Source organism: Streptococcus downii, from assembly GCF_004353325.1.
GTDB lineage: Bacteria > Bacillota > Bacilli > Lactobacillales > Streptococcaceae > Streptococcus > Streptococcus downii.
Window position 1 is genome coordinate 106,179 of record NZ_MZNX01000008.1, and the last position, 17,199, is coordinate 123,377.

Genomic DNA, 17,199 nt, shown 5'->3' on the forward strand with positions numbered 1-17,199 from the left:
GTGTCTCAATCTTATATCAATGTTATCGGAGCAGGTTTGGCAGGTTCTGAAGCAGCCTACCAAATCGCAGAACGTGGTATTCCAGTTAAACTCTATGAAATGCGTGGTGTCAAGTCAACACCTCAGCACAAAACAGATAATTTTGCTGAATTGGTTTGTTCCAATTCCTTACGTGGGGATGCTTTGACCAATGCAGTTGGGCTTCTCAAGGAAGAAATGCGTCGCTTGGGTTCTGTTATCTTGGAATCAGCAGAAGCTACACGTGTTCCTGCAGGCGGAGCCCTTGCGGTGGACCGTGATGGTTTCTCTCAAATGGTGACTGAAAAAGTGGCCAATCATCCCTTGATTGAAGTGGTTCGTGATGAAATTACAGAATTGCCGACGGATGTTATTACGGTTGTCGCTACTGGTCCTTTGACTAGTGATGCCTTAGCTGAAAAGATTCATGCCCTTAATGATGGGGATGGATTCTATTTCTACGATGCGGCGGCGCCGATTATCGACGTTAACACCATCGATATGAGCAAGGTCTATCTCAAGTCTCGTTATGATAAGGGAGAAGCAGCCTACCTCAACGCTCCAATGACCAAACAAGAGTTTATGGATTTCCATGAAGCCTTGGTCAATGCGGAAGAAGCACCGCTCAATTCGTTTGAAAAAGAAAAGTACTTTGAAGGTTGTATGCCTATCGAAGTCATGGCTAAGCGTGGCATTAAAACCATGCTTTATGGTCCGATGAAGCCAGTCGGTTTGGAGTATCCAGAAGACTACACAGGACCTCGTGATGGCGAATTTAAAACCCCTTATGCAGTTGTTCAACTTCGTCAGGACAATGCGGCTGGTAGCCTCTACAATATCGTCGGTTTCCAGACCCACCTCAAATGGGGAGAACAAAAGCGTGTCTTCCAAATGATTCCAGGTCTTGAAAATGCGGAGTTTGTTCGTTATGGGGTCATGCACCGCAATTCTTACATGGATTCACCAAATCTTCTCGAGCAAACCTATCGTTCTAAGAAACAGCCCAACCTCTTTTTTGCTGGTCAAATGACGGGTGTGGAAGGCTATGTTGAGTCAGCAGCTTCAGGATTAGTTGCAGGTATTAACGCGGCTCGACTCTTCAAGGGTGAAAGTGAAGCTATCTTCCCAGAGACCACAGCGATCGGAAGTCTAGCTCATTACATCACTCACGCTGATAGCAAACATTTCCAACCCATGAATGTCAATTTTGGTATTATCAAGGAGTTAGAAGGCGAGCGTATCCGTGATAAAAAAGCTCGTTATGAAAAAATTGCAGAGCGTGCTCTTACCGACTTAGAGGAATTTTTAACGGTTTAATTTTTTTGAAAGAATTGCTCATGATACTATAAAAATCTTAGAAATTGTGATAAAATAGGTAGGATAAAAAAAGGAGAGTAAAAATGGCGAATCCCAAGTATAAACGTATTTTAATCAAGTTATCAGGTGAAGCCCTTGCCGGTGAACGTGGCGTAGGGATTGATATCCAAACAGTTCAAACAATCGCAAAAGAGATTCAAGAAGTTCATAGTTTAGGTATCGAAATTGCCCTTGTTATTGGTGGAGGAAATCTCTGGCGTGGGGAACCTGCTGCAGAAGCAGGAATGGACCGCGTTCAGGCCGATTACACTGGAATGCTTGGGACCGTGATGAATGCTCTTGTGATGGCAGATTCATTGCAACAAGTTGGTGTCGATACGCGTGTACAAACAGCTATTTCTATGCAACAAGTTGCAGAACCTTACGTACGTGGACGTGCTCTTCGCCATCTTGAAAAAGGCCGCATCGTTATCTTTGGTGCTGGTATTGGTTCACCTTACTTCTCAACAGATACAACAGCAGCCCTTCGTGCAGCTGAAATCGAAGCAGATGCCATTCTAATGGCTAAAAACGGTGTTGATGGTGTTTACAATGCCGATCCTAAGAAAGATAAGACAGCCGTTAAGTTTGAAGAATTGACCCACCGTGACGTTATCAATAAAGGTCTTCGTATCATGGACTCAACTGCTTCAACCCTCTCTATGGACAACGACATTGACTTGGTTGTCTTCAATATGAACCAACCAGGCAACATCAAACGTGTCGTATTTGGTGAAAATATCGGAACAACAGTTTCAAACAATATCGAAGAAAAGGAATAAGAAAATTATGGCTAATGCAATTGTAGAAAAAGCTAAAGAGAGAATGACCCAGTCTCACCAATCACTTGCTCGTGAATTTGGTGGTATCCGTGCCGGTCGTGCCAACGCAAGCTTGCTAGACCGTATCCACGTAGAATACTACGGAGTCGAAACTCCTCTTAACCAAATCGCTTCTATTACTATTCCAGAAGCGCGTGTTTTGTTGGTAACACCATTTGACAAGTCTTCATTGAAAGACATCGAACGTGCCTTGAACGCTTCTGACCTTGGTATTACACCAGCTAATGACGGTTCTGTGATTCGCTTGGTTATCCCAGCTCTTACAGAAGAAACTCGTCGTGACCTTGCCAAAGAAGTGAAGAAGGTCGGTGAGAATGCTAAAGTGGCTGTCCGTAACATCCGCCGCGACGCTATGGACGAAGCTAAAAAGCAAGAAAAAGCAAAAGAAATCACTGAAGACGAATTGAAGACTCTTGAAAAAGATATTCAAAAAGTAACAGACGATGCTGTGAAACACATCGATGACATGACTGCCAATAAAGAAAAAGAAATCTTGGAAGTCTAAAAATAAACAGAAAAACTCAGTTGGCATTGCTGGCTGAGTTTTATTCGAAAGAAGGAAATATGAATACAAATCTTGCAAGTTTTATCGTTGGACTTATCATCGATGAAAATGACCGTTTTTACTTTGTGCAAAAGGATGGTCAAACCTATGCTCTTGCTAAGGAAGAAGGTCAACATTCGGTAGGTGATACGGTCAAAGGTTTTGCCTATACGGATATGAAGCAGAAACTCCGCTTGACCACTCAAGAAGTTACTGCCACTCAAGACCAATTTGGCTGGGGAACCGTAACAGAAGTTCGTAAGGATTTGGGTGTTTTTGTTGATACCGGTCTACCTGATAAGGAAATCGTTGTGTCACTCGATATCCTCCCTGAGCTCAAGGAACTCTGGCCTAAGAAGGGGGATAAACTCTACATCCGTCTTGAAGTGGACAAGAAAGACCGAATCTGGGGACTCTTGGCTTATCAAGAAGACTTCCAACGTCTGGCTCGTCCTGCCTACAACAACATGCAGAACCAAAACTGGCCAGCCATTGTTTACCGTCTCAAGCTGTCAGGGACCTTTGTCTATCTGCCAGAGAATAACATGCTTGGTTTCATTCACCCAAGTGAGCGCTACGCAGAGCCACGTTTGGGACAAGTTTTAGATGCGCGTGTCATCGGTTTCCGTGAAGTGGACCGTACCTTGAACCTCTCCCTCAAACCACGTTCCTTTGAAATGTTGGAAAATGATGCTCAGATGATTTTGACCTACTTGGAAAGCAATGGCGGTTTCATGACTTTAAATGATAAGTCATCTCCTGAGGACATCAAGGCAACCTTTGGCATTTCTAAAGGTCAGTTCAAGAAAGCACTCGGTGGCTTGATGAAGGCTGGCAAAATCAAGCAAGACCAGTTTGGTACAGAGTTGATTTAGACCTTACTAGATATGATAAAGAAACTTGAAGAAATGAGTTTAGAGGAACTCTGGCAACTTTTTCCTATTTTTCTAGTAGAGCACAGGTCAGAGTGGAAAGACTGGTATGAATCGGAAAAAACAAGTCTGAAAAAAATATTGGGTGCAAATGTTATTCAAAGAATAGAACATATCGGTAGCACTGCTATTCCTAATATTTGGGCCAAAAATATCGTTGATATTCTGCTAGAAGTAAGTAGAATAGAGGATTTAGCAAGAGTTAGGGATTTATTGGTGAAGAATGGTTGGCTAGTGATGTCGGAGAGTCCTACCAGGATTTCGCTAAATAAAGGATACACAGAGCAGGGCTTTGCCGAGAAAGTTTTTCATTTACATTTGCGAATGATGGGAGATCATGACGAGATTTATTTTAAAGATTATCTCTGCCAGCATCCAGATATTGCCCAAGCGTATCAGGAATTAAAACTCAGTTTGTGGAAACAATTTGAACACAATCGAGACGCCTATACAGATGCGAAAACAGATTTTATAAACTACTACGTTTCAGAGGCTAAGTCCAGTAATTTTCAAGAATCAGAAAAGTGTCATCAAAAAAATCTTGATAGGAGAAAGAATTGAGAAAATCATTTTACACTTGGCTCATGACTGAGCGCAATCCTAAAAGTAACAGTCCTAAAGCCATCTTGGCAGACCTCGCTTTTGAAGAGTCAGCTTTTCCAAAACACACGGATGATTTTGATGAGGTAAGTCGCTTTTTGGAGGAGCATGCCAGTTTCTCTTTTAACCTAGGAGACTTTGACGCCATCTGGCAAGAATACTTAGAACACTAGAGACAATGAGATGAGGCTAGTATTTTATTGTTCTCTTTGCTATAATATAAAGAAATAAACGGATTAGAGAGGTTCTTTATTTGAAGGAACATTCAATAGACATTCAACTGAGTCATCCAGATGACTTGTTTCATCTTTTTGGTTCCAATGAGCGCCATCTTCGTTTGATGGAAGAAGAGCTCGATGTGGTGATTCATGCCCGTACGGAAATTGTCCAGGTTATCGGAGAAGAGTCTGCCTGTGAGGAAGCCCGTCAGGTTATCCAGGCTTTGATGGTCTTGGTGAATCGAGGAATGACCGTTGGCACGCCAGATGTGGTGACTGCGATTAGCATGGTCAAAAACGATGAAATCGACAAGTTTGTCGCCCTTTACGAAGAAGAAATCATCAAGGATAATACTGGGAAACCGATCCGTGTCAAAACACTGGGTCAAAAACTTTATGTGGACAGTGTCAAACAGCATGATGTGACTTTTGGAATCGGACCTGCAGGGACTGGGAAGACCTTTCTTGCAGTGACCTTGGCAGTGACAGCCCTTAAACGTGGGCAAGTCAAGCGGATTATCCTGACTCGTCCAGCCGTTGAAGCAGGAGAGAGTCTTGGATTTCTACCAGGTGATCTCAAGGAGAAGGTGGATCCTTACCTTCGACCTGTTTATGATGCCTTGTATCAGATTCTCGGCAAAGATCAGACGACCCGTCTCATGGAGCGTGAGATTATCGAAATCGCGCCCCTTGCCTATATGCGTGGCCGGACCTTGGATGATGCCTTTGTCATTTTAGATGAGGCACAAAATACGACCATCATGCAGATGAAGATGTTCCTGACTCGTTTAGGCTTTAATTCGAAGATGATTGTCAATGGAGATATCAGTCAGATTGACCTACCTCGCAATGTCAAGTCCGGTTTGATTGATGCCCAAGAAAAGCTTAAGAACATTCACCAAATTGACTTTGTTCATTTTTCAGCCAAGGATGTGGTTCGCCATCCAGTTGTCGCTCAGATTATCCGAGCTTATGAACCGGCTCCAGTTAAGGTTGAAGAAAAGAACCAAGAAACAGAATAGCAAAAGAGCAGTTCAATTTGAACTGCTCTTTTTTAATGAGTGTATAGCTTTAAACAAGTTCGTTGATAGAAGTATGATCTTTATCGAGTCCTTGAGCAACTGGGAGGCTGGTTAAGTAACCTTTATAAGTGGTCACACCTTGACGCAAGCCTTCATCTTCAGCAATTGCTTGTGCGAATCCTTTGCCAGCCAGAGCTTCGATATAAGGAAGAGTGACATTGGTTAGGGCGATAGTAGAGGTACGAGCAACTGCACCAGGGATATTGGCAACGGCATAGTGGAGAACACCGTATTTTTCATAGACAGGTTCATCGTGCGTTGTCACACGGTCAGCTGTCTCGATAACGCCACCTTGGTCAACGGCAACATCAACGATGACAGAGCCTGGACGCATTTGTTTGACCATCTCATCTGTCACCAATTTCGGTGCTTTGGCACCAGGGATGAGAACTGCACCAATCACCACATCAGCATCTCTCACACTTGCTTCGATGTTGAATGAATTAGACATAAGAGTTTGAATTTGGTTTCCAAAGACTTCTTCTAGAACCGAGAGACGCTTAGCGCTGATATCTAAAATAGTCACTTGAGCACCAAGACCAAGGGCAATGCGGGCAGCATGTGTACCGACGACACCACCACCGATGATAGTTACTTTTCCTTTTGGAACGCCTGGTACACCACCTAGTAGGACACCAGAACCACCAGCTTGCTTAGTAAGGAAGTGGGCTCCGATTTGAACAGCCATACGACCAGCAACCTCACTCATAGGAACGAGGAGTGGTAGTTGTCCTTGATTATCACGAACAGTTTCATAGGCAACTCCTGTTGTTTTTGCTGCTAGCATAGCATCTGCTAATTCTGGAGCAGCGGCCATGTGCAAGTAGGTGAAGAGAAGAAGATCGTCGCGCAAATAACCATATTCAGAAGCTAGTGGTTCTTTTACTTTCACGACCAACTCGGCAGCCCAGGCTTCAGCAGCAGTAGCGACAATCACAGCTCCTTGCTTTTGATAGTCTGCATCAGTAAATCCTGAACCGAGACCAGCATTTGTTTCAATGAGGACACGATGTCCACGACTGACTAAACTGTGGACGCCAGCAGGAGTGAGGGCAACACGGTTTTCATTATTTTTAATTTCTTTTGGAATTCCGATTAACATAGAGATAACCTACCTTTCAATTGACGGTCTTGTTTTAGTTGTCACATTTAAGTTCATAGATCAAAAATGTGATGGTTTTATTGTATATGAAACCGCTTCAAAAATCAAGAAAAACTTGTCATCCAAATTTATTTATGCTAGACTAGTGAGAATCAAGCTCTAATGGAGAAAAAGTATGGAATCAATATTTGTGAAATTTGCCCAGTATCCATCTATAGAAACGGAGCGTTTATTGCTCCGACCTGTAACCTTGGACGATGCAGAAGCTATGTTTGAGTATGCTTCAGACAGAGAAAATACACGCTATACTTTTCCAACAAATCAAAGCTTAGAAGAAACTAAGAATAACATTGCTCAGTTTTACTTGGCTAATCCCTTGGGCCGTTGGGGAATCGAACTAAAAAGCACTGGTCAGTTTATCGGAACTATTGACTTGCACAAGATTGATCCCATTCTCAAAAAAGCAGCTATTGGATACATTATCAATAAAAAGTATTGGAATCAAGGATTGACGACAGAAGCCAATCGTGCCGTGATTGAACTGGCTTTTGAGAAGATTGGAATGAACAAGTTGACCGCTCTTCATGACAAAGACAATCCCGCATCTGGCAAGGTCATGGAGAAATCAGGTATGCGTTTTTCCCACGAAGAACCCTATGCCAGAATGGATAATAAAGAACCAGGTCGAATTATCACAAGAGTTCATTATGTCTTGACCAAGGAAGACTATTTTGCAAATAAATAAGCAGGTGAAAAGATTTTTCAGCTGTTTTTTCTTTCTCTTGCGAATAACTTAAGAGAGGAGAAAATATGGAAGCAATTATCGAGAAAATTAAAGAGTATAAAATCATTGTCATCTGTGCTGGTTTAGGTTTGGCCTTGGGCGGATTTTTCCTACTAAAGCCAACTTCACAAACATCTGTGAAAGAAACAAACTTGCAGGCTGAAGTTGCAGCTGTTTCAAAGGATTCATCATCTGAAAAGGAAATCAAGAAGGAAGAAAAGGAAGAATCTCCTGAACAAGATCTAATCACAGTAGATGTTAAGGGGGCTGTTAAATCGCCAGGGATTTATGATTTGCCAGTAGGGAGTCGGGTTCATGATGCCGTTCAGAAGGCAGGTGGATTGACAGAGGAAGCAGATAGTAAATCGCTCAATCTCGCTCAGAAAGTCAGTGACGAGGCTCTTGTCTATGTTCCAACTAAGGGAGAAGAAGCAGCTAGCCAGCAGACTGGTTCTGGAACGACTCCTTCGACAAGTAAAGATAAGAAGGTCAACCTCAATAAAGCTAGTCTGGAAGAACTCAAGCAGGTCAAAGGCTTGGGAGGAAAACGAGCGCAGGATATTATCGACCATCGTGAGGCAAATGGCAAATTCAAGTCGGTAGATGAATTAAAGAAAGTCTCTGGTATAGGCGCTAAGACCATAGAAAAGCTAAAAGATTATGTCACAGTGGATTAAGAATTTCCCTATTCCTCTAATCTATCTGAGCTTTCTGTTGCTCTGGCTTTACTATGCCATTTTTGGAGTGTCCTATCTCGCTCTGCTAGGTTTTGTTTTTTTGCTGATCTGCCTCTTTTTCCAATTTCCTTGGAAATCGGCTGGTAAAGTTCTAGCGATTTGTGGAGTTTTTGGAATTTGGTTTTTGTTTCAAAATTGGCAACAGACACAAGCTAGTCAGAACCTAGTGGATTCTGTTGAGAGGGTACGGATTTTACCAGATACCATCAAAGTCAATGGAGACAGTCTGTCCTTTCGGGGCAAGGCTGACGGCAGCACTTTCCAAGTTTACTATAAACTCCAGTCCGAGGAGGAGAAAGAGTACTTTCAAGCCTTAACAGACCTTCACGAGATAGAGCTAGAAGGGAAAGTCTCTGAACCTGAAGGACAGAGAAATTTTGGTGGATTTGACTACCAAGCCTATCTAAAGACTCAAGGGATTTACCAGACACTGACTATCAAGAACATCCAGTCGCTTAAAAAGGTTAACAGTTGGGATATAGGAGAAAATCTGTCTAGTTTACGTCGAAAGGCTGTAGTTTGGATCAAGACGTACTTTCCAGATCCTATGCGCAATTATATGACAGGTCTTCTTTTAGGACATTTGGACACGGACTTTGAGGAGATGAATGAGCTTTATTCCAGTCTTGGAATTATCCATCTCTTTGCCTTGTCGGGTATGCAGGTGGGCTTCTTTATGGATGCTTTTAAGAAACTCCTCTTGCGATTGGGCTTGACCCAAGAAAAGTTGAAGTGGCTAACTTATCCCTTTTCTCTTATCTATGCAGGTCTGACAGGATTTTCAGCATCGGTCATTCGCAGTCTCTTGCAAAAGTTACTGGCCCAACATGGTATTAAGGGTTTGGATAATTTTGCCTTGACGGTCCTTGTCCTTTTTATCATTATGCCAAACTTTTTCCTAACTGCAGGAGGAGTCTTGTCCTGCGCTTATGCTTTTATCTTGACCATGACTAGCAAAGAAGGCGATGGGATCAAGGCAGTTGCTAGAGAAAGTCTAGTCATTTCCTTGGGAATATTGCCTATTCTATCCTTCTATTTTGCAGAATTTCAGCCTTGGTCTATCATTTTGACCTTTGTCTTTTCCTTTCTGTTTGATGTGGTCTTTTTGCCACTTTTGTCCATCTTATTTATTCTGTCCTTTATTTACCCAGTCACTCAGTTTAACTTTGTCTTTGAGTGGTTGGAGAATATCATTCGATTGGTATCGCAGCTGGCAAGCAGGCCTCTGGTCTTTGGTCAACCCAACGCATGGCTGTTAATTCTACTGTTAATTTCCTTGGCAATACTGTATGATTTTAGGAAAAATATCAAAAGAGTAGCTGGAGTCAGCTTATTGATTATAGGTCTCTTTTTCCTAACCAAACATCCGCTGGGTAATGAAATCACCATGCTGGATGTGGGGCAAGGTGAAAGTATTTTCCTACGGGATGTGACTGGGAAAACTATTCTCATAGATGTAGGTGGTAAGGCAGAATCTGATAAGAAAATCGAGGCTTGGCAAGAAAAGTCGACGACCAGCACTGCCCAGCGTACCTTGATTCCCTATCTTAAAAGTCGAGGAGTAGATAAGATTGACCAGCTGATTTTGACCAATACAGACAAGGAACATGTTGGTGATTTACTGGAGGTGACCAAGGCTTTCCATGTTGGGGAGATTTTAGTATCAAAAGGAAGTCTGACACAGAAGGAATTTGTAGCGGAACTAGAAGCAAGTCAAACCAAGGTGCGCAGTGTAACTGCAGGGGAGAACTTGCCGATTTTTGGCAGTTACTTAGAAGTTCTATCTCCAAGGCAGATTCGGGATGGGAATCGTGATGATTCTCTGGTTCTTTATGGAAAACTCTTAGATAAGCACTTTCTCTTCACAGGAAATTTGAAAGAGAAGGGAGAGAAGGATCTTCTAAAGCAATACCCTGACTTAGAGGTGGATGTCCTGAAAGCAGGTCAACATAGTGCTAAAACATCATCCAATTCAGCTTTCCTAGAACAGCTCAAACCGGAGTCCACTCTCATTTCAGTTGGAAAGAGCAATCGAGCAAAACTCCCTCATCAGGAAACCTTGACACAACTGGAAAATATCAAGAGTAAGATTTACCGAACTGACCAGCAAGGAGCTATACGGTTTAAGGGATGGAATAGTTGGCGAATTGAAAGTGTTCGTTAGGAAGAAAATGTTATATATTAGTGAAATAAACTAAAAATCTGTTGCATAATACCAAGAAAAACGATATAATGAAAGTGTTTCCAATAGTAAAGATATAAATGCAATGAAAACATGAAAAATCAGCAAAAGTTGTTTTATTAGCTAGTTTGTTATCTGTTGGTCTTTTCAGTCCAGTGCAGTAGCTGTGACAGTTACTAAAAGTTATCGGCATGATTGGAATACCGCTTGGAAGTTTAGTATGAATTACCACGGACGTAAATATGTAAACATTCCAAGATGATCTGCTTATTACTCTACGATGACTAAAAAGTTGGTCCGATTGGCATTCTGTTCGTTATGAGGTCATTAACTACTACAGCGGAAACTATTAAACGTTAAATAGTTAGAATAAGGAGGGCTGGATATGTTAAATCTTACTCATGTTACCTTAAAAACGCGACAAGTCATCTTGCAAGATGCGGATTTCACCTTTAAAAAAGGTAGGGTTTATGGCCTTCTTGCTATCAATGGATCGGGAAAGACGACCCTGTTCCGAGCTATTAGCAATTTAATTCCTATAAGTAGTGGAAATATCGCAGTCCCTCCTTCTTTATTTTATTATGAGAGCGTTGAATGGCTGGATGGAAACTTAAGTGGGATGGACTACCTTCGTCTTATAAAAAACATCTGGAAGTCAGACCTGAACTTGGGGGATGAAATCGCCTACTGGGAAATGTCTGACTATATCAACCTTCCCATCCGCAAGTATTCCTTAGGGATGAAGCAACGCTTGGTGATTGCTATGTATTTTCTCAGTCAGGCGAAATGCTGGCTCATGGATGAGATTACAAATGGCTTAGATGAGTATTATCGACAGAAGTTTTTTGATAGACTGGCACAAATCAATAGACAAGAACAGATGGTTCTTTTGAGTTCCCACTACAAAGAGGAGTTAGTGGAGATTTGCGATAGCATGGTAACCATTCATCAGGGGCAGATAGAAGAGGTTCCGTTATGAAAGATATTAGCCTATTTTTGTTAAAGAAAGTTTTCAAAAGTCGTTTAAACTGGATTATCTTACTTTTATTTGCATCTGTACTCGGTGTTACCTTTTATTTAAATAGTCAGACTGCAAACTCACACAGCTTGGAGAGCAGGTTGGAAAGTCGCATTGCAGCCAACGAGAGGGCTATCAATGAAAATGAAGAGAAACTCTCCCAAATGTCTGATACCAGCTCGGAGGAATACCAAATTGCTAAAAATAATTTAGACGTGCAAAAAAATCTTTTGACGCGAAAGACAGAAATTCTAACTTTACTAAAAGAAGGGCGCTGGAAAGAAGCCTACTATTTGCAGTGGCAAGATGAGGAAAAGAGTTATGAAATTGTATCGAAGGAATCGACTTCTAGCTCTGACTTAAAAATGGCGGTTGACCGCGAACGAAAGATTTATCAAGCACTGTATCCCTTGAACATTAAAGCCCACAATTTAGACTATCCGACCCACGGGATTGATCAGATTCTCTGGATTTTAGAGGCTATCATCCCAAGCTTGTTTGTGATTGGTATTATTTTTATGCTAACGCAACTATTTGCAGAAAGATATCAAAATCATCTAGACACAGCTCAGTTATATCCTTTTTCAAAAGTGACATTTGCCCTGTCCTCTCTTGGAGTTGGGGTGAGTTATGTAACCGTGCTGTTTATCGGAATCTGTGGATTTTCTTTTCTAGTGGGAAGTCTGATAAGTGGTTTTGGACAGTTGGATTATCCCTACCCGTTCTATAGCTTAACCAATCAAGAGATAACTATTGGAAAGATACAAGATGTGTTATTTCCTAGCTTGCTCTTAACTTTCTTAGCCTTTATCGTCATTGTGGAAGTCGTCTACTTGATTGCTTACTTTTTCAAGCAAAAAATGCCTGTCCTCTTTCTTTCCCTCATTGGGATTGTTGGCTTATTGTTTGGTATCCAAACGATTCAGCCTCTTCAGAGTATTGCACATCTGATTCCCTTTACATACTTGCGTTCAGTGGAGATTCTATCTGGAAGATTACCTAAGCAAATTGATAATGTCAATCTAAATTGGAGCATGGGGATGGTCTTACTTCCTTGCCTGATTATTCTTTTGTTAGTGGGGATTCTATTTATCGAAAGATGGGGGAGTTCACGTAAAAAGGAAGTTTTTAATAGGTCTTAGCGTTCCTATACGGAAGGTGAGGAAAAACTAACACAGAGAGGGAACCAACTAGGTTCTCTCTTTTTGATGCGGACATCAAGAAGAAAACAGAAAGTTTTTCGAAAAAACGACTTTTTATCTTGACAAGGGATAGAAAACTTGGTATCATATAAAAGTTGAGAAAAGCAGAAGTGAGAGCTTCTCGCCTTGTGACATCAAGTTGCCTGGCCCTACGGATGAAAAGTTTCTAAGAAACGCTATCATAACGTGCGGGCTTGTATCATTACGAGTCCGCTCTTGTTTTTCTCTAATAATAAAAAAGAGGTGAAAACCATAGCAAAGCAAGACTTATTCATCAATGATGAAATTCGTGTACGTGAAGTTCGCTTGATCGGTCTTGAGGGAGAACAGCTAGGCATCAAGCCACTCAGCGAAGCGCAAGCATTGGCTGATAGTGCAAATGTTGACTTAGTATTGATTCAACCCCAAGCAAAACCGCCTGTTGCTAAGATTATGGACTACGGTAAGTTCAAATTTGAGTACCAGAAAAAGCAAAAAGAACAACGTAAAAAACAAAGTGTTGTTACTGTGAAAGAAGTTCGTCTGAGTCCAACTATTGACAAGGGAGACTTTGACACAAAACTTCGCAATGCACGTAAATTCCTTGAAAAAGGAAATAAAGTTAAGGTATCTATCCGCTTTAAGGGTCGTATGATTACCCATAAAGAGATTGGTGCAAAAGTTTTAGCCGAGTTTGCTGAAGCAACACAAGATATTGCCATCATTGAACAACGAGCTAAGATGGATGGACGCCAAATGTTCATGCAGTTGGCGCCAGCAACTGACAAAAAATAATTGTCAGAAAGTTAAATAAAGGAGAAAAAATCATGCCAAAACAAAAAACACACCGCGCATCAGCTAAACGTTTCAAACGTACAGGTTCTGGTGGACTTAAACGTTTCCGTGCTTACACTTCTCACCGTTTCCACGGAAAAACTAAGAAACAACGTCGTCATCTTCGTAAAGCATCTATGGTGCATTCAGGAGATTTCAAACGTATCAAAGCAATGCTTACTCGCTTGAAATAATAGCCTAATAGTAAGTAAACAATTCTAGGAAATATTTGGAGGAAATAAAACATGGCACGTGTTAAAGGTGGCGTTGTATCACGCAAACGTCGTAAACGTATTCTTAAATTAGCAAAAGGTTACTATGGAGCTAAACACATCTTGTTCCGTACTGCAAAAGAACAAGTAATGAACTCTTACTACTATGCATACCGTGACCGTCGTCAGAAAAAACGTGACTTCCGCAAATTGTGGATCACTCGTATCAACGCGGCAGCTCGTATGAATGGACTTTCATACTCACAATTGATGCATGGTTTGAAATTGGCTGAAATCGAAGTTAACCGTAAAATGCTTGCTGACTTGGCTGTTAACGATGCAGCAGCTTTCACAGCTCTTGCAGATGCAGCTAAAGCAAAGCTTGGTAAATAATTACTTTTAAGACTGGAACAGGATTGTCCCAGTCTTTTTAGAAATAAAGGAGAAAGCTATGGCTTCAAAAATGCTACACACTTGCTTGCGAGTAGAAAACCTTGAAAAATCAATCGCATTTTATCAAGACGCTTTTGGTTTTAAAGAATTACGTCGCAAGGATTTTCCAGATTATGCCTTCACCATTGTCTATCTAGGACTTGAGGGTGATGACTACGAGTTGGAATTGACCTATAACTATGACCACGGTCCTTATGTGGTAGGTGATGGTTTTGCCCATATCGCCCTCAGTACACCTGACCTTGAGGCACTTCATCAAGAACATAGCGCTAAAGGCTATGAGGTTACAGAGCCAAAAGGACTACCTGGAACCCCACCAAACTATTACTTTGTCAAGGATCCTGATGGCTACAAGGTCGAAGTGATTCGTGAAAAATAATCCAGTGAGGTCAAGTAGAATGTTCGTTTTCTACTTGACTTTTTTACTTTGAAAGAGTATACTAATATAAATTTAACCTTTAAGGGGAGTCCAGAGAGACTCACAAGGTGTCAGATAAAAGGGATAGGGGGTTCTCTGTGAGGACTTTTTAGGTGTGCGCATGAGTTCTATCCTAACCTGACTGAGACCTTGCTATTGCAAGGTCTTTTCTTTATCTGGTCCCCTTAAAATTTAAGGAGGAAAAGTCATGAATACCACATGTAAGAAGCGTATGGGTGCCATTCGTTTGGAATGCATGAAGGTGGTTGCTCAGGAGGAAATTGCGCCAGCAATCTTTGAATTAGTCCTAGAAGGGGAGATGGTTGAAGCCATGCGAGCAGGCCAATTTCTCCATCTGCGCGTGCCTGATGATGCCCATCTCTTGCGCCGTCCTATTTCAATTTCGTCTATTGACAAGGCAAACAAGCATTGTCATCTCATTTATCGGATAGAGGGGTCTGGGACCGCCATTTTTTCAACCTTAAGTCAGGGTGATACTCTTGATGTGATGGGGCCTCAGGGAAATGGTTTTGACTTGTCTGACTTGGACGACCAGAGCCGAGTTCTCCTCGTTGGTGGTGGGATTGGTGTTCCACCCTTGCTTGAGGTGGCTAAGGAATTGCATGCGCGTGGGGTGACAGTAGTGACAGTCCTCGGTTTTGCGACTAAGGATGCTGTTATTCTCGAAACCGAATTGGCCCAATATGGTCAGGTCTTTGTAACGACAGATGATGGTTCTTATAGCATTAAGGGAAATGTATCGGTTGTCATCAATGATTTAGACAGTCAATTTGATGCTGTTTACTCATGTGGAGCGCCTGGAATGATGAAGTATATCGATCAAAGATTTTATGATCATCCAAGAGCCTATCTATCTCTGGAATCTCGTATGGCTTGTGGGATGGGGGCTTGCTATGCCTGCGTCCTAAAAGTTCCAGATAGTGAGACTGTCAGCCAACGTGTCTGTGAAGATGGCCCTGTTTTCCGTACAGGAACAGTTGTGTTATAAGGAGAAAGTCATGACTATAAATCGCTTACAAGTTTCTCTACCGGGTTTGGACTTGAAAAATCCCATCATACCAGCATCAGGCTGTTTTGGTTTTGGTCAGGAGTATGCTAAGTACTATGATTTAGACCTTTTAGGCTCCATTATGATCAAGGCGACGACACTTGAACCCCGTTTTGGCAATCCAACTCCAAGGGTAACTGAGACACCTGCTGGTATGCTCAATGCAATCGGCTTGCAAAATCCGGGTTTAGAAGCTGTTTTAGCAGAAAAGTTACCTTGGCTGGAAAGAGAGTATCCAAACCTTCCCATCATTGCCAATGTAGCTGGATTTTCAAAACAAGAGTACGCTACCGTTTCTCGAGGAATTTCCAAGGCTGCAAATGTAAAGGCTATCGAGCTCAATATCTCTTGTCCTAATGTGGATCACGGCAATCATGGACTTTTGATTGGGCAAGACCCTGACTTGGCTTATGAAGTGGTAAAGGCAGCTGTGGAAGCCTCTGATGTGCCAGTCTATGTCAAGTTAACTCCTAGCGTGACGGATATTGTCGCCATCGCCAAAGCCGCAGAAGATGCAGGAGCAAGTGGCTTAACCATGATCAATACCCTAGTCGGTATGCGCTTTGACCTCAAAACTAGAAAACCAATCCTAGCCAATGGAACGGGTGGGATGTCTGGTCCAGCAGTTTTTCCAGTAGCCCTCAAACTCATACGACAAGTTGCCCAAACAACCGACCTTCCCATCATTGGAATGGGAGGAGTGGATTCGGCTGAAGCAGCGATAGAAATGTATCAGGCTGGGGCATCTGCCATCGGAGTTGGAACAGCCAACTTTACCAATCCTTACGCCTGTCCTTATATCATCGAAAATCTGCCAAAAGTCATGGACAAGTATGGCATTAGCAGTTTGGAAGAACTACGCAAGGAAGTCAAAGCCAGTCTGAGATAAGCTAGTCTTTCCTTATCGTCAACAAGAAATAGAATCTTCATCAATTTGTAATATTTTCGTTAGTCAACTATGTTACAATAGGTTTTATAAAATAGTAATAGTGTAGATAGTTTTCTACTGAGGAGAATAAAATGAAGAAGATACTACTTGCAAGTACTGTCGTTCTTTCTATGGCAGGATTTGCAAAGACATCTGTATATGCTGAAGAATCTCAGGTTACGAAAAAAACTCAGACTACAGATGTAGTCGAGAAAAAAGAAGAAGTTACTCCCAAAAAAGAAATTCCTCAAGTGGAGCCCAAGAAAGAGCCAGTTGTAAAAGAGGAAAATTCTTCTAAAGATGACTCATCCAAAAAGGAAAAAAAAGAGGAAGTTATCAAGGAAGGTTGGCAGAAAGAACAAGGAAACTGGCGTTTTTATGAAAATAACCAGCCTGTCGTAAACTGGAAAAAAATTAGTGGCACTTGGTATTACTTTGACAAAAACGGTATTATGCTCAGTAATACTATAATTGATGATTACCTTGTCAAAGGTAACGGTGCTATGGCGGAAAACGATTGGGTGAAAATATCTGACAAGTGGTACTATGCCACAGCTTCAGGCAAGATTTCTCGCAATAAGTGGGAAAAGATTGAAGGCAGCTGGTACTATTTTGATAAAAATGGAATCATGCTTAGTCGCACCATCTATAATGACTATCTCTTCCAAGGTAGTGGTGCCATGGCAGAA

At 41.8% G+C, this 17,199-nt stretch carries 20 protein-coding genes, 1 pseudogene and 1 other annotated feature; of the genes and pseudogenes, 20 read left to right on the plus strand and 1 reads right to left on the minus strand.

The genetic code is table 11. The features are described 5' to 3' along the window. The 7 genes from trmFO to E2R31_RS04880 all read left to right on the plus strand — a co-directional run bounded on the left by trmFO (position 1) and on the right by E2R31_RS04880 (position 5,532). Entirely contained in the window at positions 1 to 1,335 is a 1,335-nt protein-coding gene (gene trmFO / locus E2R31_RS04850) for a methylenetetrahydrofolate--tRNA-(uracil(54)-C(5))-methyltransferase (FADH(2)-oxidizing) TrmFO (protein ID WP_049500755.1), read from the plus strand. A gap of 83 nt (positions 1,336 to 1,418) precedes the next feature. Beyond that, positions 1,419 to 2,156 carry a UMP kinase gene (gene pyrH / locus E2R31_RS04855; RefSeq protein WP_132973143.1) on the plus strand — a complete coding sequence of 246 codons (738 nt, stop codon included), beginning with the start codon at positions 1,419 to 1,421 and terminating at the stop codon, positions 2,154 to 2,156. A 7-nt stretch (positions 2,157 to 2,163) separates the two neighbouring features. Continuing rightward, positions 2,164 to 2,721 (plus strand): ribosome recycling factor, encoded by a 558-nt coding sequence (gene frr, locus E2R31_RS04860; protein ID WP_001262235.1) that lies wholly within the window; start codon positions 2,164 to 2,166, stop codon positions 2,719 to 2,721. A gap of 59 nt (positions 2,722 to 2,780) precedes the next feature. Then, the gene (gene cvfB, locus E2R31_RS04865) at positions 2,781 to 3,635 is read left to right on the plus strand and encodes an RNA-binding virulence regulatory protein CvfB (RefSeq protein ID WP_132973145.1); all 855 of its coding nucleotides are present in this window, start codon (positions 2,781 to 2,783) and stop codon (positions 3,633 to 3,635) included. 12 nt (positions 3,636 to 3,647) lie between these two features. Further along, the gene (locus E2R31_RS04870; protein ID WP_132973147.1) at positions 3,648 to 4,253 is read left to right on the plus strand and encodes a GrpB family protein; all 606 of its coding nucleotides are present in this window, start codon (positions 3,648 to 3,650) and stop codon (positions 4,251 to 4,253) included. After that, positions 4,250 to 4,465 carry a YozE family protein gene (locus E2R31_RS04875; RefSeq protein WP_001232084.1) on the plus strand — a complete coding sequence of 72 codons (216 nt, stop codon included), beginning with the start codon at positions 4,250 to 4,252 and terminating at the stop codon, positions 4,463 to 4,465. Before E2R31_RS04870 ends, E2R31_RS04875 begins: the two co-directional genes overlap by 4 nt. 80 nt (positions 4,466 to 4,545) lie before the next feature. Then, entirely contained in the window at positions 4,546 to 5,532 is a 987-nt protein-coding gene (locus E2R31_RS04880) for a PhoH family protein (protein WP_000658168.1), read from the plus strand. Between the two features lie 49 nt (positions 5,533 to 5,581). Here the strand turns inward: E2R31_RS04880 and ald are convergent, their stop codons facing one another. Next, on the minus strand, positions 5,582 to 6,694 hold the full coding sequence (gene ald, locus E2R31_RS04885; RefSeq protein WP_132973149.1) for an alanine dehydrogenase: 1,113 nt from the start codon (positions 6,692 to 6,694) through the stop codon (positions 5,582 to 5,584). 175 nt (positions 6,695 to 6,869) lie between these two features. On the opposite strand from ald, the gene E2R31_RS04895 reads away from it, so the two are divergent. The 13 genes and pseudogenes from E2R31_RS04895 to E2R31_RS09985 all read left to right on the plus strand — a co-directional run. Further along, entirely contained in the window at positions 6,870 to 7,439 is a 570-nt protein-coding gene (locus tag E2R31_RS04895) for a GNAT family N-acetyltransferase (protein WP_084880596.1), read from the plus strand. A gap of 65 nt (positions 7,440 to 7,504) precedes the next feature. Beyond that, complete coding sequence (locus E2R31_RS04900; protein WP_084880597.1) at positions 7,505 to 8,155, plus strand: helix-hairpin-helix domain-containing protein; 651 nt, start codon at positions 7,505 to 7,507, stop codon at positions 8,153 to 8,155. Next, the gene (locus E2R31_RS04905; protein ID WP_132973151.1) at positions 8,139 to 10,379 is read left to right on the plus strand and encodes a DNA internalization-related competence protein ComEC/Rec2; all 2,241 of its coding nucleotides are present in this window, start codon (positions 8,139 to 8,141) and stop codon (positions 10,377 to 10,379) included. Before E2R31_RS04900 ends, E2R31_RS04905 begins: the two co-directional genes overlap by 17 nt. 184 nt (positions 10,380 to 10,563) lie before the next feature. Further along, a pseudogene (locus E2R31_RS10145) lies at positions 10,564 to 10,750 on the plus strand (hypothetical protein). A gap of 32 nt (positions 10,751 to 10,782) precedes the next feature. Next, on the plus strand, positions 10,783 to 11,376 hold the full coding sequence (locus E2R31_RS04915; protein ID WP_132973153.1) for an ATP-binding cassette domain-containing protein: 594 nt from the start codon (positions 10,783 to 10,785) through the stop codon (positions 11,374 to 11,376). After that, entirely contained in the window at positions 11,373 to 12,557 is a 1,185-nt protein-coding gene (locus E2R31_RS04920; protein WP_132973155.1) for a hypothetical protein, read from the plus strand. The genes E2R31_RS04915 and E2R31_RS04920 overlap by 4 nt, the downstream gene beginning before the upstream one ends. Positions 12,558 to 12,713: 156 nt before the next feature. Further along, positions 12,714 to 12,845: a sequence feature (ribosomal protein L20 leader region), on the plus strand. A 15-nt stretch (positions 12,846 to 12,860) separates the two neighbouring features. Then, positions 12,861 to 13,391, plus strand: a complete 531-nt coding sequence (gene infC / locus E2R31_RS04925; protein WP_000848184.1) for a translation initiation factor IF-3 — start codon at positions 12,861 to 12,863, stop codon at positions 13,389 to 13,391. Between the two features lie 32 nt (positions 13,392 to 13,423). After that, positions 13,424 to 13,624 (plus strand): 50S ribosomal protein L35, encoded by a 201-nt coding sequence (gene rpmI, locus E2R31_RS04930; protein ID WP_001125942.1) that lies wholly within the window; start codon positions 13,424 to 13,426, stop codon positions 13,622 to 13,624. Positions 13,625 to 13,675: 51 nt separating this feature from the next. Next, positions 13,676 to 14,035, plus strand: a complete 360-nt coding sequence (gene rplT / locus E2R31_RS04935) for a 50S ribosomal protein L20 (RefSeq protein ID WP_000124834.1) — start codon at positions 13,676 to 13,678, stop codon at positions 14,033 to 14,035. Positions 14,036 to 14,093: 58 nt separating this feature from the next. After that, on the plus strand, positions 14,094 to 14,474 hold the full coding sequence (gene gloA / locus E2R31_RS04940) for a lactoylglutathione lyase (protein WP_000157143.1): 381 nt from the start codon (positions 14,094 to 14,096) through the stop codon (positions 14,472 to 14,474). Between the two features lie 247 nt (positions 14,475 to 14,721). Next, positions 14,722 to 15,522 carry a dihydroorotate dehydrogenase electron transfer subunit gene (locus E2R31_RS04945; protein WP_132973157.1) on the plus strand — a complete coding sequence of 267 codons (801 nt, stop codon included), beginning with the start codon at positions 14,722 to 14,724 and terminating at the stop codon, positions 15,520 to 15,522. After that, positions 15,485 to 16,471, plus strand: a complete 987-nt coding sequence (locus E2R31_RS04950; protein ID WP_279432736.1) for a dihydroorotate dehydrogenase — start codon at positions 15,485 to 15,487, stop codon at positions 16,469 to 16,471. Before E2R31_RS04945 ends, E2R31_RS04950 begins: the two co-directional genes overlap by 38 nt. Positions 16,472 to 16,602: 131 nt before the next feature. Next, positions 16,603 to 17,199, plus strand: a 597-nt coding sequence (locus E2R31_RS09985; RefSeq protein ID WP_425086045.1) for an N-acetylmuramoyl-L-alanine amidase family protein, incomplete at its 3' end; no start/stop codon positions are given.